Below are 20,810 nucleotides of genomic sequence, written 5' to 3'. Positions count from 1 at the left end.
TATGATTATTCCATCTATTGATTTAATAAAAGGCAAAGTAGTACGTTTACATCAAGGTAAATTTGATTTACAACAAACATATTTATATGATCCAGAATTTTATATTAAAACATATATTTCACAAGGTGCACACAAATTACATATTGTCGATTTAGAAGGTGCAAAAAATCCTGATAATAAACAGACAACATTATTTAAAAAAATCTTTAAGAATATAAATGTTCCAATACAAATTGGTGGTGGTATTCGTAACACTATAGATATACAAAACATACATAATATTATACCACAAGCTAAAATTGTTATTGGTTCTATTATTATAAAAAATTTTAATTTAGTTAAATATTGGAGTAATATATATAAAAATTCTATAATTTTAGCTTTAGATATTAAAATTAAAAATAATAATAAAATAATTTATATAAATGGTTGGGAAGAAAAATCTAATATTTATTTAGAAAATATAATAGAAAAATCTTTATTAATAGGTATTAAGAATTTTTTATGTACTGATATTACTAAAGATGGTACTTTTTTAGGACCTAATATAAATTTATATCAAGAAATATTGTATAAATATCCAGGAATCAATTTACAAGCTTCTGGAGGTATATCTTCATTACATGATATTTTAAAATTAAAAAATATTGGTATACATAATATTATTATTGGAAAGGCATTATTAGAAAAAAAATTTACTGTTCAGGAGGCTAATTCATGTTGGCGAAAAGGATCATACCATGTTTAGATGTATTAGATAATAAAGTAGTAAAAGGAAAACAATTTAAACAACATAGATATGTGGGTGATATTGTTAATCTAGCTAAAAAATATTATAATGATGGTGCTGATGAATTAGTTTTTTATGATATTACAGCTTCTATCAATAATAGAACAGTGGATAAGCAATGGATTACCCAGATTGCTGATGTTATTAATATACCATTTTGTGTTGCTGGAGGTATAAAATCTATTTCAGATGCTTTAATAATCTTACAATTAGGTGCAGAAAAAATATCTATAAATACACCAGCATTAAATAATCCTATATTAATTACACAATTATCACAATATTTTGGCAAACAATGTGTTGTTGTTGGTATTGATTCTTGGTACGATATATATACAAAAGAATATTATGTATATAAGTATACCGGTAATATTAAATTTACTCAAAAAACATCCTGGAAAACTATTGATTGGGTTCAAACAGTACAAGAATTAGGTGCGGGTGAAATAGTATTAAATATGATAAATCAAGATGGCATTTGTAAAGGATACGATACTTTACAATTAAAAAAAATTAGAAAAATATGCAAAATACCATTAATTGCTTCTGGAGGAGCTGGTTTAATGAGTCATTTTTATGATGTTTTTCACAAAGACATTAATGTTGATGGCGCATTAGCAGCATCAATATTCCATGATAATATAGTCGATATTGGTATTTTAAAACAACAATTATATAATAAACATATAGAGATTAGATTATGTTAATAAACATATCTGCATTAAATTGGAAAAAAACTAATGGTCTAATACCTGTAATTATACAACATCAAGTATCTGGACAAATATTAATGCATGCTTTTATGAATCAACAAGCTTTAAAACAAACATTAGAAACCAAAAAAGTTACTTTTTTTTCTAGAAAACGTAAAAATTTATGGACAAAAGGAGAAACAACTGGTAATTTTCTTTATGTATGTAAAATTGCTACTGATTGTGATAAAGATACTTTATTAATTTTAGTAGAACCAATAAATAAAACATGTCATTTAAATTATTATAGTTGTTTCCAAAGTCATATAATACCTAATTATACTTTTTTATATTTATTAGAAAAAATATTACATAAAAAAAAACAATGTTTTACAAGAAAAAAAACATATACTCAGCATTTATTTAATAGTGGCATTAAAAGAATTTCACAGAAAGTTGGTGAAGAAGCAATTGAAACAATAATTGCTGCTAATCATAACAATAAAACTAATATTACAGAAGAAACTGCTGATTTATTGTATCATTTAATAGTGTTATTACAATACCATCATATTAGTATTAATGATATCATTCAAGTCTTACAAAAGAGACATACTAATTAATTGCTTATATATTGATATTGTATTATATTACAAATGCTTTCAATTAATTACACAAATAATTTTTATCATCAAATACTAATTAAATACTACTATGTATATATTTTTTAAAGAATATATCTACTCATATCTTCATTAGCAATTAATGTATCTAAATGTTTACATACATAATCTTTATCAATAATAATGTTTTTATTAAAATATTCACTAGCATTATATGATATATCAGACATTAAGTGTTCTAGTACAGTATGTAATCTACGTGCACCAATATTTTCTGTAGTTTCATTTACTTTCCATGCAGATTCAGCAATACGTTTAATTCCATCTTTTGTAAAATTAATATAAACTTGTTCTGTAGCTAATAAAGATTGATATTGCATTGTAATAGATGCATTAGGTTCTATCAAAATTCTTTCGAAATCATGTGTAGTTAAAGCTTTTAATTCTACTCTTATTGGTAATCTACCTTGTAATTCTGGAATTAAATCTGATGGTTTAGCAATTTGAAAAGATCCTGAAGCTATAAATAAAATATGATCTGTTTTAACCATACCATGTTTCGTAGATACAGTACAACCTTCTACTAAAGGTAATAAATCTCTTTGTACACCTTCACGAGAAACATCAGAAGATATGTTGTTACTACGTCGACAAATTTTATCTATTTCATCTAAAAAAACTATTCCATTTTGTTCAACAGATTCTATTGCTTTATGTTTTATCTCCTCATTATTTACTAATTTATTTGCTTCTTCTTCTAATAATAATTTTATAGCATGTTTTATTTTTAAAATTCGTTTCTTTTGTTTATTACCACTAAGATTTTGAAATAACGACTGTAATTGATTAGTCATTTCTTCCATGCCTGGAGGAGCCATAATTTCAATACCCATTGGGGTATTTGAAATATTTACTTCAATTTCTTCATTATCTAATTGCCCATCTCTAAGTTGCATTAATAATGTTTGTTTTATTAATTTAGAATCTTGTATTTTATCTATATTATTTTTTTTAGACAGTAAAATATTAATAATTTTTTCTTCAGCAATTTCTTTAGCTCTATAACAATTTTTATTAAAAGCTTGGGTTTTAATCATTTTAATAGCAGCATCAGTTAAATCACGTATAATAGAATCTACTTCTTTCCCCACATAACCAATTTCAGTAAATTTTGTAGCTTCTACTTTAATAAATGGAGCATTTGCTAATTTTGCTAAACGTCGTGCTATTTCTGTTTTTCCTACACCAGTGGGTCCAATCATTAATATGTTTTTAGGTGTAACTTCTTGTCGTAAATTTTCATCTAATTGCATACGTCGCCAACGATTTCTTAAAGCTATAGCTACAGCTTTTTTTGCACTATTTTGCCCTATAATAAATTTATCTAATTCATGTACAATTTCACGGGGGGTCATTTCAGACATAACTAGCATTTTCCTCATGCTTATTTAGAAAATAATGTTTCAATAGTAAAATTATGATTTGTATATATACAAATGTCTCCTGCTATAATAAGAGATTTTTTAACTATATCATATGCATTTAAATTAGTGTTTTCAAACAAAGCCCGAGCCGCAGCTTGTGCATATGGTCCGCCAGATCCTATTGTTACTATATCATTTTCTGGTTGTATAACATCACCAATGCCTGTAATAATTAAAGAAGTAATTTTGTCTGCAATTACTAATAATGCTTCTAGTTTTCTTAACATTTTATCAGTACGCCAATCCTTAGCTAGTTCTACAGCAGATTTTACTAAATTACCTTGAAATATCTCTAATTTTTGTTCAAATAATTCAAATAATGTAAATGCATCCGCAGTACCACCAGCAAAACCAGCAATAACTGTTCCATTATATAATGTGCGAATTTTTTTTACATTACCTTTCATAATTGTATTACCTAATGTGGCTTGTCCATCACCACCAATTACTACTTCTTTATTTCTTCTTACACATACTATAGTTGTCATGGTAAGCCTTAATAAAAATTTTATCTTATAAAATTAGATAATGTTTTAGTTTACAAATAACATTATTATTATAATAAATATTATTTATTATTACATATAACAATGTGATGATACATAATTATAACATATTTTTTGATTAACACAACAAATTTCTATATAATCTATTTTAATAAAAAATTATAATAATAATTATTATGTATCAGAATATCTTAACAATTAATACATGTCATAAACATTGTATTGTAACTTTACAAAAAGGTCATGTTATTACCGCAGTACATAAATATAGTCCTAATACACATACACAATATATATTTATATTAATACAAAAATTATTACAACAACATAATTTATTTTTAAAAAATATTGATATTTTAGGATATGCATTAGGTCCAGGTAATTTTACTAGTATTAGAGTAGGTGCAGCAGTAGCTGAAGGAATATCTTTTGCATTAAACATACCTAAGATTGGTGTATCATCTTTAATGATACGAGCAGAACAAGCTTGGCAATGTACAAACATAAAAAATATTATTAGTATTATTAAATATAATTATTGCTATGTATATTTTGCTATATATAAAAGAACTAAAAAAGGTTTATGGTTAGGGAAAAATAGTGAATGCATATTACATTATAATAATGTAATTAAAAATATTATGTGTTTACAAGGTTTATGGGTATTAATATCTGATATATATGGTTTTTCAAAATATAATATTACAAGTAAAATTAATAATAATCTGACAGTAAATTTTATATATAAAAAACCATCTACTATAAAAAATATAGTTTATATTATAAATAATATGTTAATTAATAATAAACGTATATATAAAAAATATCCTATAAATTATATAAAAAATATTATGTAGTATCTTACTCATATTTTTTTAACCTTAGTAATTTTTTTATTTGGTAAAGTTATATTTAAAACTAAGTGTGAAGTATTTTCTTCACTATTATAAATAATATTAATCTTGTTCGGATTAGTTTTGGTAAATTTACATACTATGTCTACTAATTCTTGTTTCAGCTGTGTTATATATACAGGATATATATTTTTTACATGAGAATTTGCTGTAATAAGTATTTTTAATCTTTGTTTAGCAATTTTTGCAGCTGTTTTTTTTTTTGATAAAAAAAAATTTATAAAATACATCTCTAACTCCAAAATAAACGTCTAAAAAAACTTTTTCTTTTATAATTAATAAATCTTAAAGAAACTTTTTCGCCTAATAAACGCTTAACAGTGTCATTATATGCTTGTGCTGCTTCAGATGTGTTATGTAAAATAATACTTTTACCATGATTAGAAGCTCTTAATACTAATGGATCTTCTGGAATTACACCAATAATTTTTATACCTAAAATATCAGTAATATCATCCAAACTTAACATATCACCATAATATACTCTTTCAGGATTATAACGTGTTAATAATAAATATTCTGCAATAGGTTCTTCACCATATTTCGCTCGTTTTGATTTAGAAGATAGTATACCTAATATTCTATCAGAATCTCTAATAGAAGAAATTTCTGGATTAGTTGTAATAATAGCTTCATCTGCAAAATATAATGCAATTAATGCACCACTTTCAATCCCAGCAGGAGAATCACATATGATGAAATCAAAATTCATGATATTTAAAATTTTAAAAATATTTTCTACTCCTTGATAAGTTAAAGCATCTTTATTCATTGTTTGTGAAGCAGGCAAAATATATAGATTACTCATATTTTTATCTGTAATTAAAGCTTGATGTAATGTTATTTCACCTTGTAATACATTAATAAAATCATATATTACTCTTCTTTCACAACCCATAATAAGATCAAGATTACGTAATCCTATATCAAAATCTATAACAACAGTTTTTTTACCATGTTGAGCTAAACCAGTTGCTATTGCAGCACTTGAGGTAGTTTTACCTACGCCGCCTTTGCCAGATGTTACTACAATTATACGCATAATATATGTTTCCTTTATAACATAAAATTATATATTTTTTTTCATATTTAATAATTGTATAGTTACTTTCTTATTTTTTAAAAAAATTCTTGTAGTTTGTCCTAGAAATTCATTTGAAATATTATCTTTTATTAAATTTTCTCCTGCTATAGATAATAGTTCTGCAAATAATTTACTACAAAAAATTTGACAATTTTGATTACCATTAGCACCAGATAATGCTTTACCACGCATATATCCATAAATATGTATGTTACCATCTGATATAAGTTCTGCGCCATAACTAACATGATTAATGATAATTAAATCACAATTACGAGCATAAATTTGTTGCCCGGATCTTATATGATAATCAATGATTTTACTATTTGTAAAATTAATATTATTTATTTTTTTTTTATATTTAATTGTTTGTATTAATAATTCTAATGTTTGATAATTTTTTGTTTGTATTAATTGTTTTTTAGGTTCTATATAATTAGTATTAGAGATAATATTATTATATTGATATATTATAGGAATGCCAGTACGATTAATTACTTTTATGATATTAGTATCATGGCATCCACTAACTCCAATAATATGAATTCCTGTTTTTAAAATTGCTTCATAAATTTTTGGCCAATCTTTTTCTTTTAATGTAACAAAAGAAATATTAATTATTACAGGAATTTTTGTAAACAAATCGATAGAATTTTTTATTCTATTTTTAATTGCTTGATATATATTTTTAGGTTGTACGTGATATAAATAAATTACATAAAATATAAAATTATCTTGTTTAAATTTTATGATTTCTGTAGACATTTAGTGACACCTTTTATATATAATTGTTATTATAATTATAATACATATTTAAACCATAACATATTTTTTATGAAGTATAATTTTACTCATTAAATATAATGATGTAAAATATTACGGTATTATATAATATAAATTAAAAAATAATATATGAATAAAACCTTTTCCAATTATTTATCTGATCGTTTCCAAGGTTTATGTCCTGTAGTTATTGATATAGAAACTTCAGGATTTAATTCCCAGATAAATGCTATTTTAGAAATTAGTTTAGTAACATTAAAAATGTATGATGATTTATTATCATTACATAAGACTCTTCATTTTCATATTACACCTTTTAAAGGTGCACATATTTCTCAAGAAGCTTTATTATTTAATAAAATAAATATATATACTGCTCTACGTTATGCAATTTCTGAAAAGGAAGCATTAAAAATAATTTTTCATGAAATATGGCAATATATTAAAAAAAATAAATGTAAAAAAGCTATTTTAGTAGCACATAATGTTAGTTTTGATCATAGTTTTCTTTTAGAATCAATAAAACGTGTTAACATGCAACATATGAATCCATTCCATAATTTTATTATGTTTGATACAGCAACTCTCAGCGGATTTATTTTAGGACAAACTGTTTTAGCTAGAGCATGTAAGATGATGGGCATTTCGTTTGATAATCAACAAGCACACTCTGCTTTATATGATGCTAATCGCACAGCAACATTATTTTGCAAATATATAAATGTATGGCAACAATTAGGTTATTGGCCGCCAATTAAAATAATTAATTTTAAAAATTAAATATCATGAATATTTTTATGTAAAATATTGAATAATTTATTATTCATATGTAAATTAGATATAATGTCATACCCACCAATTAATTTATTATTAACCCATAGTTGTGGGAAAGTTGGCCAATCAGCATATTTAGGCAAAAATTTTCTAAGATTATCATTATCTAAAATATTAATATAAGTGCATTTTACATGATATGTTAATATTATTTTTGCGGTTTTATCCGAATAACCACACTGAGGATTTGTGATAGTGCCTTTCATATATAAAATAATTGGATTATCTATAATTTGTTGTTTTATTTGTGCTAAAATATTCATATCTAATTCTCTTATTTAATAAAATATTAACATAATAAAAAATTTAATATTTAATATTCATAAATATTAATAATATATATATTATATAATATATAATGTTATAATCATATACTATAAAACCAATTTATGCATACAAAAACTATTTTAGAAATAAAAAAAATATTTATTTTAGCAATTCCTATAATATTTGCACAAGTCATACAAATATCTATCAGTTTTATTAATAATGTTATGTTAGGCTATTTTAGTAATATAGATGTTGCAGCAATAGCTATTAGCACATCAATATGGTCACCTATAATATTATTTTTTCATGGCATTATATTATCATTAATACCAATTATTTCACAATTATATGGATCTAGTAAATATGTATGTATTCAAAAATATATACAGCAAGCATACTTATTATCTATATTATTATCAATAATTGTTATATTAATTATATATATAATCAGTATATTTATACCATATTTACCGCATATAAATACTTTATTAGCTAGTAAAATATCTCTTTTTTTAAAAATTATTGTATGGTCTACTCCAGCATACTTGTTATTACAAGTTCTGCGTTGTTTATCTGAAGGATTATTATATACAATCCCTATTATGATAATTAGTTTTATTAGTATATTATGTTATATACCATTAAATTATATTTTTATATATGGATTTCATTCTTTTCCTAAAGCTGGAGGGATAGGATGCGGATTATCAATGGTAGTTATTAATTGGATGATGTGTATTATGGTTTTTATTTGGATTATGTATTCACAATATTTCAAAAATATTCATATTACGCATATATGTATAAAACCTGATTATAAAATTATAAAAAATATATTAGTATTAGGTTTACCTATTGGATTTTCAATTTTTTTTGAAGTAACATTATTTACTATAGTATCTTTATTTATTTACCCTATGGGCATAGAAAATATTATTAGTCATCAAATTGCTCTAAATTTTAGTTCTTTTATATATATAATGGCTTTTGCCTTAAGTAAAGTTGTAACAATGAGAATTGGATATTTTTTAGGTTCTCATAAAAAATTATTAGCATATAAAATTAGTTGGATAGTAATATTTATTGGTATTATTATTGGTTTTTTTAATTCTGTTTTTACTATACTCTTTAGAAAAAACATAATATCTTTATATAATAATAATGAAAATATTATTCATTTAGCTTCACAACTTATTTTCTTAGCTGCTTTATATCAAATTCCTGATGCTATACAAGTTATAAGTTCTGGTATCTTAAAAGGATATAAAGATACTCTATCTATATTTTATATAACTTTTATATCTTATTGGTTAATTGGCTTGCCTATAGGTTTTATATTGGCTAAAACAGATTATATTTGTCATGCTATAGGTCCAGCAGGTTTTTGGATAGGTTTTATTATTGCTTTAACTATATCATCATCATCAATGATATATCGTATAATTACAATACAAAAAAATTGATTTATATACACATTTTATTGTATCATTAAAACATGGATTTGCGTTCTTAACTCAGTGGTTTAGAGTATCACTATGACATGGTGATGGTCAGAGGTTCGAATCCTCTAGAACGCATATTAATGTTTAGAATTTATTGCCAAAAAAGTAATACAAATTTTTTTTTCCCTTTTCTTAGTAAAGAAAAATGATTAAATTTTATACATTGAATATTACAAATAAAATTAATATCAGTAATCATTTGATTATTTATATATATAGCGTGTGATTGTATCATATTTTTAGCTTGTTTTTTGGATGGGGCTAAATTACTACATACTAAAATATCTTGTAAAGAATAGTCTTGTTTATTTAAAAAAACATTATTAATATTATTTTTTAATAAAAAATAAAAATCATTTTCTATTAAATAACTAAATTTTTTAACAAATAATAAATGAGTAATTTTTTGAACAATTAATAATTCTGTTTCACCATGAACTAAATTAGTCATATACTCAGCTAATATATATTGTGCACTTTTTTGCTTATCATAATGTGTTTTTTTATGTTTCATTTCGTTAATGATTCTAACATCAATATTAGTCAACATTTTTAATAATTTAAAAACAATACTATCACTAATATTTAACCAATATTGGTAAAACAAATATGGAGTAGTTTTATTTTTATCTAGCCAAATTGTTTGGTTCTCTGTTTTACCAAATTTAACACCATTTTTTCTAGTGATTAAATGTGTAGTTAAACCATATACTTTATATTGATATAATTTTTTTATTAATTCAATACCAGAAACAATATTACCCCACTGATCAGAACCTCCAATTTGTAAAATAACATTATTATTTTTATATAAAAATGCAAAATCATATGCTTGTAATAAATTATATGAAAATTCTGTATAAGAAAGATGATTGTGTTCTTTATTTTTGATCAATCTATTTTTAATAGCATCTTTATTAATCATGTGATTGATATAAAAATTTTGACCAATATTTTTTAAAAAAAATAAAACTTTCATATTATTAAACCAGTCAAAATTATTGACTATAGTAATATTAGTTTCTTGAAAAAAATATTTTAATTGTATACTAATGTTATTGTACCATTTGTCAATTGTATCAATATTAATTATTGCTCTTTGTTTATGTTTAAAACTAGGATCTCCAATTAAACTAGTTGCCCCTCCTAGTAATATAATAATATTATGACCTAATTTTTGAAAATATTTTAAAGTAATAATAGTAATTAAGTGTCCTATATGTAAACTATTTGCTGTTAAATCAAAACCACAATATAAATTAATTTTATTATTAGACAACAATGTGTGTAAGTTGCTTATATCAGTTATTTGATATAATATTTCACGAGATTTTAATTGGTGCAAAATGTCAATTTGTTTATTATTTAACATGCTTATTATATCCTATATACTTTTAAAAAATTTATAAAGATAATTTTTTAAAAATTTTTCTGTGATATGTACTATTGTTTTTATAAAGATATCTATCTCAACATTTACACTATTATTAATTCGTTTCAAATATAGTGTAGTTTTTGCTAAAGTTTGTGGAATAATATTAACACTAAATTTATTTTTTAATACTTGGTCTATAGTTAAACCTACGCCATCTATACATATAGATCCTTTAGTAATAATATATTTCATGTGTTTTATATTATTAAGTTTTATCCATATAGATATATAAACATCATGTTGTGTAATACGTACAATATATGCTGTATCTGTTATATGGCCTAAAATAATATGACTACCAATATATGTATTTATTTTTAAAGATTTTTCTAAATTTATTAAATCACCTAATTTAATTGTTTTAAAAGTAGTCATTTCTAATGTATGTTTAATAATATCAAAACTTATTATATTATTATGATATATATTAGTTACAGTTAAACAACATCCATTATTAGATACAGAATCACCTATCTGTAAATTAAAAATAAAATTTTTAGAAACTTTAACAAAAATTGTAGTGATATTTCGTGTTTGTTTTATATTATAAATTATCCCTAAATATTGTATTATACCGTTAAACATATTTAGAGTATCCTTTTTAGAGTAATTATATCAAATATTTTATTTTAATTTTATATTAATGATCACGTAATATGATTTGATATTTATCTTTTAAAGATTGTATATATTTTTGTAAAATATAGTTTATTTCATCTTCTTGTAATGTGCATATTTTACTTTGTATTTTAATACTTAAAGTAATATTTTTATAATTTATAGGAATATTTCTCCCTTCATATACATCAAATACATTAATATTAATAACTTCTTTTATATTTATTTTTTTTAATATACTAATAATATCATCATAAATAATATCTTTTTTTATTAAAAAAGATATTTCTCGTTGATGCATAGGAAATTTAGAAATATAATTAACATTATGTTTATATAAAATATTAATTTTATGACAAAATAATTCAAAAAATATAGTTTGATTTTTTATTTGTAAATTTATATTAATTTGAGGATGAATAACACCCATGTATCCTATACAAATATTATTAAGATAAATCCAAGCACTTTGTTGYGGATGTAATATATGAATTGTATTTGTTTTTTTATAGTGTATAATATTATTAATATTATCACATTGTAAAATACATTCTATATCACCTTTTAAATCATAAAAGTCCATTTTACGATTATTAACTTTCCAATGTTCATCATAATAATTACCATTAATAATGCCACTTAAATAATATTTTTGGGAAATATTTTGTAAATTAATATTATTTTGTAAGTCAAAACATAGTCCATATTCAAAAAAACGTAAGCTAGTTTGTTGTCTATGTTGATTAAACATAATGTTTTTAATCAAACCATAAAATAATGAATTACGCATAACAGACATATCTTGTGATATCGGATTGCATATTTTAATATTCTTAATATTAGGGAAAAATTTTAACTGTGTTTTTATGTTGACTAAACTATAATTAATGACTTCATAATATCCTTTATAAATAAGAATAGACTTAATTTTATTGATATTAATGGTGTTATATAAATACTTGCAATTAGTAATTTGATGATTTTGTATATGATGTCTTGCTTTTATATTATCTGTTTTAATTGGTATTTTATCATAACCATAAATTCTAATAATATCTTCTACTATATCTTCAAAATTCATAATATCATAACGCCAACTAGGTATTTCTACTAGACAAAAACTATCATTACATTCTAATATTTTAGAATATAATTTTCTAATAATATTTAAAATAATATTTCTTGATAAATTAAATCCTAACAAAACATTTATTCTATGGAAATATACTGTAATAGTTTTTTTAGAGATATTTTTTTGATTTAACTTAATAAAATAGAGCCAGTGATTATGACCACCATAAATACTTTTAATTAATTCAATAGTACGTATAAAAACTTTTTTTTGTATATGCGGGTCTAATCCCTTGACATATGGAGTAATAATATGATCATGCAACATATCATTGTCTGATAATATTTTCATATATGTTTGTGTTAAAAAAATATTTTCAACAAAAATATTTTTTGTATTTTTTTTTGGTATTGTATTAATATTTTGGCATAAACCAGCAACAGATAATATTTTTTTTTGATCATTAATTGTAATTAATTTTTTTTTAATGTTTATTTCTTGATTATTATTAGAAATAATTGTTTGTTCTTTTATATTAGAAGTAATATTGATGTTACCTATGATATAATCTGCATCATAAAAATTAACAGGATAACCTAATTCTAATAAGATATAATTACTAATATTCATTAAAGGATAAGTCATAGATATAGGTATTTCTGCAATACGTAATCTTTCTTCCATCCAAGTAGGTATACGTTGATGTAAATTTACATGATATATTATACAATAATTATATTGATGTAAATATTCAGTAATTTTTAAATTATATGGTTTAAGAACATTTCTTGATGATAGTGTGTGTATATTTAAATTATTTTTTTTATTAATAAAATATTTTTTTTTTCTTAAAAAAATATTTTGAGAACATGATGATAATTCGCGTGCTAAACCCATAATATTATTACAATCATAACGATTATATGGTATAGTAACGTGTAAAATACTATTTTGAAATTTAATAAACTGATGCAAATATTCCTTTTTGAGAATATATTCTTTTTGTGGTAGTATAATGTCATATTTTTTTTTTGGATATATAGCATTATATTTCCATAAATGTTTTTTAGCACAAAGTAAACCATCTGAATATTGCAAAAAACTATATTGTGATAATTTAGATAATGTTTTATATAAAAAAGATTGTTTGGTTGCAAAAATCACATACATGTTTTTTTTATAATTTGTAAAATCGTTAGATAATATTGTTATATGATCATTTTGCCTAATATTAATATTTAATTTGTAAAGATTAGTATTTTGCTTATATAATGTGAAATTATTAATTTGACCTATATAAATATTATTTATTATATTACTATTACTAATAGTATTAGTATATTCTATATGTTCTACTTCAAAACCAAGCATAGTTAATTGTTTAATTATATATTCCATATTATTAAACATAATCCATTCTTGTAACCAAGATATTTGAAATTTTATCATTTTAACTAATTATTTTTATTATATTTAAATTGTTGCAAAAATCGTATATCATTTTCGAATAATAAACGTATATCTGTTATATTAAAATATAACATAGTTAGTCTTTCTATTCCAATACCAAAAGCATACCCAGAATACTTATAAGAATCAATATTTACATTTTTTAAGACATTTGGATGTATTAATCCCGCGCCTAATATTTCTATCCACATATCTGTATTTTGTGCCATAATATCAATTTCTAAAGAAGGTTCTGTAAAAGGAAAATAAGAAGGCCTACAACGTATTTTATATTTTTTAGGAAAAAAATAGTTTATAAAGTCTAATAATATATTTTTTAAATCTGTTAGGCTGATTTGTTTATCTACAAATAGTCCTTCCATTTGATGAAACATTGGTGTATGTTTATTATCATAATCATTACGATATACTTTGCCATAAGTTAATATGCGAATAGGTGGTTTCATAATTTTCATAATTCTAATTTGCATATTAGAAGTTTGTGTTCTTAATAAAATATCATTATTAATCCAAAAAGTATCTTGTTTTGTACGTATAGAATGATATTGAGAAATATTTAATGCATCAAAATTATAATAACAATTTTCAATTTCCGGACCTTGTATTTCTTGGAAATCTAATTTTTGAAAAAAATTTTTGGTTTTATGAATAATATAATTAATAGGATGCATTGCACCAATATTATTTAGTCTTCCTGGTAAAGTAATATCAATTGTTTCATGAGATATACTATTATTAATATTTTTATTATCTATTTTTTGTTTATAATCTAATATTATTTGAAAAATTTTTTTTTTACAATGATACAAAGGAATAATTTTAGTATGATCTTGTTGTTTTTTCAATATATTGATTTGTTTAACAAGATAACTATCGTTACCTAAATATTTTTTTTTTAATAAATTTAAATCATGGATATTTGTTATAAAACTGATATCCTTTTTTAGCATGAGTATTATGTTTGTTAACATCATATTAGAAATAATTTTTTATATCTTAAATTTAATAAAAATAATATTACGACATAATATTTGTACATATATCATGTCTTTTAATATATATGATTAAGAAATATCTTGTTTTATTGTAGTTACTAAGTTTGCAAAATGAACTTTATTTACAGCAATCTCTGCTAATATTTTTCTATTAAGTTGGATATTTGTTTTTTTTAAAATATTAATAAAATTACTATATTTTATATTATTTTGTTTTAAAGCAGCATTAATTTTAGTAATCCATAATCGTCTAAACATTCTTTTACGCTGACGACGGTCTCTATAAGAATATTGTCCCGCTTTTATAACAGCTTGAAAAGCAGATCTATATGTACGTGAACGTGCACCATAATATCCTTTGGCTTGTTTTAATATTTTTTTATGTTTTGCGTGTGCAACAACACCCCTTTTAATTCTAACCATAATAATATATTCTCCTAGAATACTATTCTAAAGTTTATAAATAAGGTAAACATAATTTTATAGAATTTGTATCTCCTTTATAAACAATTTTTTTATGTCGTAATGAACGTTTATTTTTAGAGGTCTTTTTAGTTAATAAATGTCGCAAATTAGCTTGTTTATGTTTGTAATGACCATTCCCAGTTTTTTTAAATCTTTTTACAACACTACGTACAGTTTTTATTTTGAGCATGTGAAATATTATCCTATTATTTTTTATGTAAAGTTAAATAATATAATATATTATTTTAGATATGTACTTTATTTTTTTTAGGGATTAATATCATTATCATTTGTCTGCTTTCGATTTTAGTAGGAAATGTCTCTACTATAGCTAAGTTTTGTAAATCATTTTTTACACGATATAATATAGTTAAACCAATTTGGACATGCATCATCTCTCTACCTCTAAATCTAAGAGTAACTTTAATTTTATCTCCTTGTTGTAAAAAACGTTTTGCATGACGTAATTTAACATTATAATCTCCTATATCAGTCCCTGGTCTAAATTTTATTTCTTTTAAATGTATAATTTTTTGTTTTCTTTTTTGTTCTTTAAAAGTTTTATTTTTAATATACAAAAATTTTCCATAATTCATTATGCGGCATACAGGAGGAACGGCGCCAGCATTAATTTCGACTAAATCAAAACCAGCACTTTTAGCTTTTATTAGTGCATTTTCGCATTGCATTATGCCTATTTGTTCACCATTAATTCCAATTAATCTAACTTTATCACTAATAATTTCTTCATTTATTTTATTAGGATGTGTTAATGATGTTTTTTTTTTAACAATTTTAATACTTTATTCTCCTAAATAATATATTGTGTTATTTTATAATTTTGTATTTCTTCTTTTATTTTATTAATAATATCATGTATTTTCATAAATCCCAAATTTTCTCCTAAACAATTTCTAATAGCTATTGTATTGTTTTGAATTTCTTGATCACCACAAATGAAAATATATGGTATATGTAACATAGTATACTGTCTAATTTTAAAAGAAATTTTATTATTACTTAAATCTGCCTTAATTCTTATATTATTTTGCATAAAAATATTTACTATATTCATGATATAGTTATTGTGTTTGGAATTAATATTTAAAATTATAACTTGTAATGGTACTATCCATAAAGGTAAATATCCATGAAATTCTTCTAAAATAATTCCAATAAAACGTTCTAAAGAGCCTAATATAGCACGATGGATAATAATAGGATATTGATGTTTATTATTATGGTCTATATAAAATAAATTTAATTTTTTTGATAATGAACAATCTAATTGTATGGTGCCACATTGCCATTCTCTATTAGAACAATCAAAAAAAGAAAACTCTATTTTTGGACCATAAAATGCACCTTCACCATTTTGGTATTCAAAAATAATATTAAGTTTATGTAATATTTTAGATAAATGATTTTCTGTATAATTCCAAATATTATCATTTCCAATACGTTTGTCTGGTCTAGTAGATAATTTCACTCGTATTTTTTTAAAACCAAATATATTATATATTTCATACATCATATATATACAATTAGTGATTTCTTGAGTAATATGTTCTTCAGTACAAAAAATATGTGCATCATCTTGTGTAAAACTACGTAATCTCATTAAACCATGCAAAGAACCAGAAGGTTCATTTCTATGACATATACCAAATTCTGCTATTCTAATTGGTAAATTTTTATAAGACATTAATTTATGTTTAAAAATCTGTATATGTCCTGGACAATTCATAGGTTTAATACAATACTGTCTATTTTCTGATGAAGTTATAAACATAGCTTTTTTATAAATTTCCCAATGTCCAGTATTTTCCCAAATAACACTATCTGTTATAATGGGCGTTCTAACTTCTTGATAATTATATTGTTGTAGTTTTTTTCTTAAAAATGTTTCTAGTTCTTGAAAAATAATATAACCATTATGATGCCAAAATACCATTCCAGGAGCTTCATCTTGGAAATGATATAAATTTAATTGTTTACCTAATTGTCTATGATCTCTCATTAATAATAATGATGTATTTTTTTTTTGCGAATATTGTTTATCTTGTTTTATGCTATTGTTTGGGTGTATATTTTTTACCATATTCATGAATATATTATACGTCACAGTAATTGGTTCTAATGCAATTTTATATTAAAATATATCTTCTATAAATAAAATTTTATAATATATTTATATTAATAATATAACAATAAATTTTTTATTTATTTACATAAAATCATTGATTTTATGTAAAATTTTTTGTGCACAAATAACTCTAAATTTATTATTTAAATCCATATATGTTTGAATATTATAAAATTTTTTTTTGAATAAATTCATAATATATGTTATTTGATGTGGTGCATGTTCTAATATTAACCAACCAAAATTATTTAGATAATTATATGAATGTAAAATTATATGTTTAAAATTATTTAAACCATTATTTTTTGCTATTAAAGCTATTTTAGGTTCAAATTTTAAATATTCTTCATAATATTTATATTCTTGTTGACTAATATAAGGTGGATTACTAATTATAATATCAAAAGTTTGATAAGAAATTTTATGAAACCAATTACTTTGTGATAAAATAATATTTGTTAAATTTAATTGTTTTAAATTATACTGAGCAAGTTTAATAGCTTTCATCGAAATATCAGTAGCTATGATATTAACAAATTTATTACTAGAGGCGATAGCAAATGATATAGCACCACTRCCAGTACCTAACTCTAAAATTTTATTAACATTATTATGATAAATTTTATTAATACTAACATCTACAATTAACTCTGTTTCTTTTCTAGGTATTAATACATCTGGAGTAACATATATATTTAAAGACCAAAATTCACAAAAACCTATTATGTAAGCTAAAGGTTCTTTTTTAATCCTTCTTTTTAAACATTGATTAATTTTATTTAAATAAAATTTATTAAGTGTATATTCGTTAAATGTATAAATCCAATACTTAGGTTTTTTACAAATTGCAGATAATATTACCACAGCTTCTAATTGCGGATTATTAATATTATACTTTTCTAAAGTATTAGTAGCATATTCTAACCATGTTTTAATCATCATTAATATTATTTACTCCAATAAAAGTAAATGATTATAATATTGTTTTTTTTATAGGCTCAATTAACATGTCTAATTTTCCATTCATAATTTCTTCTAATCTATATATTGTTAAATTAATGCGATGATCAGTTACTCTTTTTTGAATATAATTATATGTTCTAATTCTATCAGAACGATCTCCGGATCCTAATAATGTTTTCTTTTTAAATGCTGTATTTTTATTCCTTTTTGCTTGTTCCATAGTAGTAATTCTAGATGCTAATACTGCTAATGCTTTTGATTTATTTTTATGTTGTGATCTTTCATCTTGACATGCCACAACAATTCCAGTGGGTAAATGTGTAATACGTATTGCCGAATCCGTAGTATTAACATGTTGCCCACCAGCGCCTGAAGATCTAAATGTATCAATTTTTAAATCTTGTGTATTGATTATTGGTATTTCTTTTTTTAAAAGTTCTGGTAATACTGCGATAATACATGTAGAAGTATGTATTCTACCTTGAGATTCTGTTTCTGGCACTCTTTGTACTCTATGACCTCCAGATTCAAATTTTAATGTGCCATATGCATTATAACCAATAATTTTTATAATAATTTCTTTATAACCACCATGTTCACCATAATGAATGTGTATAATATCAATTTCCCATTTTTTAGACTCTGCATATCTCATATACATTCTAGATATATCACTAACAAAAATTGCTGCTTCTTTACCTCCTGAACCTGATCTGATTTCTAAAAAACAATTTCGTTGTTCTTTGTTGTTTTCAGGGAATAAAGATATTTGAATTTTCTTTTCTATATTATTTTTTAATAATTGCAAACGATGATTATCTTCTAATGCCAAAGAGTGTAGTTCTTTATCTTGTAATAAGTTTTGATTATTTCTTAAATCTTTTTGTATTTTTTTCCATTGCATAAAAAGTTTCATTAAAAATGATAATTTATTATACTTAGTAGTAAGATTTTTATAGTTTTGATCATAAGTTTTATTATTAAAAAATTGTTTTTCAAGATTTTTATATGTATTAAATAAACAATTTAATTTATCTATGATAGATTTTTTCATACATAATACTTTTTATCAAATTTTATTCTAATATAATATAAATTTTAATGATGTAAATTATTTAATTCTGAATAATATATTTATTTTAAAAAAATGTTTTGTATATTATATAAAATATAATTATATGTAACATACTCAAGGTATTATAATGTTTAATATAAAATTATTTACTGGCAATGCAATTCCGGCATTAGCAAAACAAATTGCAAATAATTTATCTTTACCATTAGGAAAGATATATGTTGGAAAATTTAGTGATGGTGAAACATTAGTACAAATTAATGAAAATGTACGTGGTGATGATATCTATATCATACAATCTATATGTAACCCTAGTAATGATAATTTAATGGAATTAATTATTATGATTGATGCTTTTAAACGTGCATCAGCTGCAAGAATTACAGCAGTCATACCGTATTTTGGTTATGCTAGGCAGGATAGAAGAATATCGTCTGCTAGAGTACCCATTACTGCAAAAGTTATAGCAGACATTTTATCTAATGTAGGTGTAAATAGAATTTTAACAGTAGACTTACATGCTGAACAAATTCAAGGTTTTTTTAATATTCCCATTAATAATGTATTAAGTTACACTATTTTTTTACAAGATTTATATAAACAAAAATTACAACAACCTATAATTGTATCTCCTGATATTGGCGGAGTAGTTCGTGCGCGTATATTATCTGAAAAATTATTTAATAGTGCTGATATTATAATAATAGATAAAAGAAGATTACAATATAATATATCAGAAGTTATGCATATTATTGGCAATGTAAATAATCGTGACTGTATTTTAATAGATGATATAATTGATACAGCAGGAACACTATGCCAAGCAGCTAAAATATTAAAACAACATCGTGCTAAGAAAGTACTTGCATATATTACACATCCCATTTTTTCTGGTAATGCTGCAAAAAATATTCGTAATTCAGTTATAGATGAAATTATAGTATGTGATAGTATACCTTTGCAAGAAAATATGAAGACATTATGTAATATTAGAATATTAACTTTATCATTAATATTATCAGAAGCTATTCGTCGTTTAAATAATGAAGAATCACTTTCTATAATGTTTAAATAATTATTAATAAAGGA

General features: G+C 22.7%; 23 protein-coding genes and 1 tRNA gene. 8 read left to right on the top strand and 16 right to left on the bottom strand.

Annotated features, from left to right (window positions below; translation table 11 throughout):
* Window position 1: 1 nt before the first annotated feature.
* Genes GJT87_RS00625 through hisIE form a run of 3 tightly spaced genes read left to right on the top strand, consistent with a single transcriptional unit; the run spans window position 2 to window position 2,105 of the window.
* Complete coding sequence (locus tag GJT87_RS00625; RefSeq protein ID WP_168895500.1) at window positions 2-748, top strand: 1-(5-phosphoribosyl)-5-[(5-phosphoribosylamino)methylideneamino]imidazole-4-carboxamide isomerase; 747 nt, start codon at window positions 2-4, stop codon at window positions 746-748.
* A complete protein-coding gene (gene hisF / locus GJT87_RS00620) occupies window positions 718-1,497 on the top strand; it encodes an imidazole glycerol phosphate synthase subunit HisF (protein ID WP_168895499.1) in 780 nt (259 codons plus the stop codon). Before GJT87_RS00625 ends, hisF begins: the two co-directional genes overlap by 31 nt.
* Window positions 1,491-2,105, top strand: a complete 615-nt coding sequence (gene hisIE, locus GJT87_RS00615; protein ID WP_168895498.1) for a bifunctional phosphoribosyl-AMP cyclohydrolase/phosphoribosyl-ATP diphosphatase HisIE — start codon at window positions 1,491-1,493, stop codon at window positions 2,103-2,105. Before hisF ends, hisIE begins: the two co-directional genes overlap by 7 nt.
* Before the next feature lie 104 nt (window positions 2,106-2,209).
* Here the strand turns inward: hisIE and hslU are convergent, their stop codons facing one another.
* Window positions 2,210-3,529, bottom strand: a complete 1,320-nt coding sequence (gene hslU, locus GJT87_RS00610) for an ATP-dependent protease ATPase subunit HslU (protein ID WP_168895785.1) — start codon at window positions 3,527-3,529, stop codon at window positions 2,210-2,212.
* Between the two features lie 20 nt (window positions 3,530-3,549).
* Window positions 3,550-4,077, bottom strand: coding sequence for an ATP-dependent protease subunit HslV (hslV, locus tag GJT87_RS00605; RefSeq protein WP_168895497.1), 528 nt, complete (start codon window positions 4,075-4,077; stop codon window positions 3,550-3,552).
* A gap of 194 nt (window positions 4,078-4,271) precedes the next feature.
* On the opposite strand from hslV, the gene tsaB reads away from it, so the two are divergent.
* Window positions 4,272-4,952: a tRNA (adenosine(37)-N6)-threonylcarbamoyltransferase complex dimerization subunit type 1 TsaB gene (tsaB, locus tag GJT87_RS00600; protein WP_168895496.1), complete on the top strand. Its 681-nt coding sequence runs from the start codon at window positions 4,272-4,274 to the stop codon at window positions 4,950-4,952.
* An 8-nt stretch (window positions 4,953-4,960) separates the two neighbouring features.
* Here the strand turns inward: tsaB and minE are convergent, their stop codons facing one another.
* The 3 genes from minE to minC are packed head-to-tail and all read right to left on the bottom strand — an operon-like array spanning window position 4,961 to window position 6,858.
* Window positions 4,961-5,239: a cell division topological specificity factor MinE gene (gene minE, locus GJT87_RS00595; RefSeq protein WP_168895495.1), complete on the bottom strand. Its 279-nt coding sequence runs from the start codon at window positions 5,237-5,239 to the stop codon at window positions 4,961-4,963.
* A gap of 2 nt (window positions 5,240-5,241) precedes the next feature.
* Entirely contained in the window at window positions 5,242-6,054 is an 813-nt protein-coding gene (gene minD, locus GJT87_RS00590) for a septum site-determining protein MinD (protein ID WP_168895784.1), read from the bottom strand.
* Window positions 6,055-6,078: 24 nt separating this feature from the next.
* Window positions 6,079-6,858, bottom strand: a complete 780-nt coding sequence (minC, locus tag GJT87_RS00585; protein ID WP_168895494.1) for a septum site-determining protein MinC — start codon at window positions 6,856-6,858, stop codon at window positions 6,079-6,081.
* Between the two features lie 147 nt (window positions 6,859-7,005).
* Between minC and rnt the strand changes: the two genes are divergently transcribed.
* Entirely contained in the window at window positions 7,006-7,656 is a 651-nt protein-coding gene (gene rnt, locus GJT87_RS00580; protein WP_168895493.1) for a ribonuclease T, read from the top strand.
* Here the strand turns inward: rnt and GJT87_RS00575 are convergent.
* A complete protein-coding gene (locus GJT87_RS00575; RefSeq protein WP_168895492.1) occupies window positions 7,653-7,973 on the bottom strand; it encodes a glutaredoxin family protein in 321 nt (106 codons plus the stop codon). The genes rnt and GJT87_RS00575 overlap by 4 nt on opposite strands.
* 126 nt (window positions 7,974-8,099) lie before the next feature.
* Here GJT87_RS00575 and GJT87_RS00570 point away from each other — a divergent pair, with 126 nt between their 5' ends.
* Both GJT87_RS00570 and GJT87_RS00565 read left to right on the top strand, forming a co-directional pair.
* A complete protein-coding gene (locus GJT87_RS00570) occupies window positions 8,100-9,443 on the top strand; it encodes an MATE family efflux transporter (RefSeq protein WP_168895491.1) in 1,344 nt (447 codons plus the stop codon).
* Between the two features lie 40 nt (window positions 9,444-9,483).
* Window positions 9,484-9,557: transfer RNA gene (locus GJT87_RS00565), tRNA-Val, on the top strand.
* Window positions 9,558-9,573: 16 nt separating this feature from the next.
* Here GJT87_RS00565 and tyrS read toward each other — a convergent pair.
* From tyrS to prfA, 10 genes are all read right to left on the bottom strand, one after another.
* Window positions 9,574-10,854: a tyrosine--tRNA ligase gene (gene tyrS / locus GJT87_RS00560; protein WP_168895490.1), complete on the bottom strand. Its 1,281-nt coding sequence runs from the start codon at window positions 10,852-10,854 to the stop codon at window positions 9,574-9,576.
* A 12-nt stretch (window positions 10,855-10,866) separates the two neighbouring features.
* Window positions 10,867-11,502 (bottom strand): riboflavin synthase subunit alpha, encoded by a 636-nt coding sequence (locus GJT87_RS00555; RefSeq protein ID WP_168895489.1) that lies wholly within the window; start codon window positions 11,500-11,502, stop codon window positions 10,867-10,869.
* A 55-nt stretch (window positions 11,503-11,557) separates the two neighbouring features.
* Complete coding sequence (pheT, locus tag GJT87_RS00550; protein ID WP_168895488.1) at window positions 11,558-14,056, bottom strand: phenylalanine--tRNA ligase subunit beta; 2,499 nt, start codon at window positions 14,054-14,056, stop codon at window positions 11,558-11,560.
* Window positions 14,057-14,061: 5 nt separating this feature from the next.
* A complete protein-coding gene (gene pheS, locus GJT87_RS00545; protein ID WP_246213249.1) occupies window positions 14,062-15,027 on the bottom strand; it encodes a phenylalanine--tRNA ligase subunit alpha in 966 nt (321 codons plus the stop codon).
* A 114-nt stretch (window positions 15,028-15,141) separates the two neighbouring features.
* The gene (rplT, locus tag GJT87_RS00540; RefSeq protein ID WP_168895486.1) at window positions 15,142-15,495 is read right to left on the bottom strand and encodes a 50S ribosomal protein L20; all 354 of its coding nucleotides are present in this window, start codon (window positions 15,493-15,495) and stop codon (window positions 15,142-15,144) included.
* Window positions 15,496-15,529: 34 nt separating this feature from the next.
* Window positions 15,530-15,727 carry a 50S ribosomal protein L35 gene (gene rpmI, locus GJT87_RS00535; protein WP_168895485.1) on the bottom strand — a complete coding sequence of 66 codons (198 nt, stop codon included), beginning with the start codon at window positions 15,725-15,727 and terminating at the stop codon, window positions 15,530-15,532.
* A gap of 55 nt (window positions 15,728-15,782) precedes the next feature.
* Window positions 15,783-16,331 carry a translation initiation factor IF-3 gene (gene infC / locus GJT87_RS00530; protein WP_246213251.1) on the bottom strand — a complete coding sequence of 183 codons (549 nt, stop codon included), beginning with the start codon at window positions 16,329-16,331 and terminating at the stop codon, window positions 15,783-15,785.
* 17 nt (window positions 16,332-16,348) lie between these two features.
* A complete protein-coding gene (gene thrS / locus GJT87_RS00525) occupies window positions 16,349-17,638 on the bottom strand; it encodes a threonine--tRNA ligase (RefSeq protein ID WP_168895484.1) in 1,290 nt (429 codons plus the stop codon).
* A 126-nt stretch (window positions 17,639-17,764) separates the two neighbouring features.
* Window positions 17,765-18,625, bottom strand: coding sequence for a peptide chain release factor N(5)-glutamine methyltransferase (prmC, locus tag GJT87_RS00520; protein ID WP_168895483.1), 861 nt, complete (start codon window positions 18,623-18,625; stop codon window positions 17,765-17,767).
* 31 nt (window positions 18,626-18,656) lie between these two features.
* Entirely contained in the window at window positions 18,657-19,700 is a 1,044-nt protein-coding gene (gene prfA, locus GJT87_RS00515) for a peptide chain release factor 1 (RefSeq protein ID WP_168895482.1), read from the bottom strand.
* Window positions 19,701-19,848: 148 nt separating this feature from the next.
* Between prfA and GJT87_RS00510 the strand changes: the two genes are divergently transcribed.
* Window positions 19,849-20,796 carry a ribose-phosphate pyrophosphokinase gene (locus GJT87_RS00510; RefSeq protein WP_168895481.1) on the top strand — a complete coding sequence of 316 codons (948 nt, stop codon included), beginning with the start codon at window positions 19,849-19,851 and terminating at the stop codon, window positions 20,794-20,796.
* The last annotated feature ends 14 nt before the right edge of the window (window positions 20,797-20,810 follow it).

The sequence above is a fragment of the Enterobacteriaceae endosymbiont of Macroplea mutica genome (genome assembly GCF_012571345.1).
In the GTDB taxonomy this organism is placed as follows: Bacteria; Pseudomonadota; Gammaproteobacteria; order Enterobacterales; family Enterobacteriaceae.
Note: the sequence above shows the minus strand (reverse complement) of the source record. Positions and strands in the feature narration are given on the sequence as shown.

Excerpts from the sequence above, each read along its gene's own strand:
- rplT (WP_168895486.1), bottom strand. The coding sequence starts at position 15,495 with ATGGTTAGAATTAAAAGGGGTGTTGTTGCACACGCAAAACATAAAAAA.
- tsaB (WP_168895496.1), top strand. The coding sequence starts at position 4,272 with ATGTATCAGAATATCTTAACAATTAATACATGTCATAAACATTGTATT.
- hisF (WP_168895499.1), top strand. The coding sequence starts at position 718 with ATGTTGGCGAAAAGGATCATACCATGTTTAGATGTATTAGATAATAAA.
- pheS (WP_246213249.1), bottom strand. The coding sequence starts at position 15,027 with ATGCTAAAAAAGGATATCAGTTTTATAACAAATATCCATGATTTAAAT.
- tyrS (WP_168895490.1), bottom strand. The coding sequence starts at position 10,854 with ATGTTAAATAATAAACAAATTGACATTTTGCACCAATTAAAATCTCGT.
- prfA (WP_168895482.1), bottom strand. The coding sequence starts at position 19,700 with ATGAAAAAATCTATCATAGATAAATTAAATTGTTTATTTAATACATAT.
- minE (WP_168895495.1), bottom strand. The coding sequence starts at position 5,239 with ATGTATTTTATAAATTTTTTTTTATCAAAAAAAAAAACAGCTGCAAAA.
- hisIE (WP_168895498.1), top strand. The coding sequence starts at position 1,491 with ATGTTAATAAACATATCTGCATTAAATTGGAAAAAAACTAATGGTCTA.
- rnt (WP_168895493.1), top strand. The coding sequence starts at position 7,006 with ATGAATAAAACCTTTTCCAATTATTTATCTGATCGTTTCCAAGGTTTA.
- hslU (WP_168895785.1), bottom strand. The coding sequence starts at position 3,529 with ATGTCTGAAATGACCCCCCGTGAAATTGTACATGAATTAGATAAATTT.
- GJT87_RS00570 (WP_168895491.1), top strand. The coding sequence starts at position 8,100 with ATGCATACAAAAACTATTTTAGAAATAAAAAAAATATTTATTTTAGCA.
- GJT87_RS00555 (WP_168895489.1), bottom strand. The coding sequence starts at position 11,502 with ATGTTTAACGGTATAATACAATATTTAGGGATAATTTATAATATAAAA.
- GJT87_RS00575 (WP_168895492.1), bottom strand. The coding sequence starts at position 7,973 with ATGAATATTTTAGCACAAATAAAACAACAAATTATAGATAATCCAATT.
- GJT87_RS00625 (WP_168895500.1), top strand. The coding sequence starts at position 2 with ATGATTATTCCATCTATTGATTTAATAAAAGGCAAAGTAGTACGTTTA.
- minC (WP_168895494.1), bottom strand. The coding sequence starts at position 6,858 with ATGTCTACAGAAATCATAAAATTTAAACAAGATAATTTTATATTTTAT.
- hslV (WP_168895497.1), bottom strand. The coding sequence starts at position 4,077 with ATGACAACTATAGTATGTGTAAGAAGAAATAAAGAAGTAGTAATTGGT.
- rpmI (WP_168895485.1), bottom strand. The coding sequence starts at position 15,727 with ATGCTCAAAATAAAAACTGTACGTAGTGTTGTAAAAAGATTTAAAAAA.
- thrS (WP_168895484.1), bottom strand. The coding sequence starts at position 17,638 with ATGGTAAAAAATATACACCCAAACAATAGCATAAAACAAGATAAACAA.
- GJT87_RS00510 (WP_168895481.1), top strand. The coding sequence starts at position 19,849 with ATGTTTAATATAAAATTATTTACTGGCAATGCAATTCCGGCATTAGCA.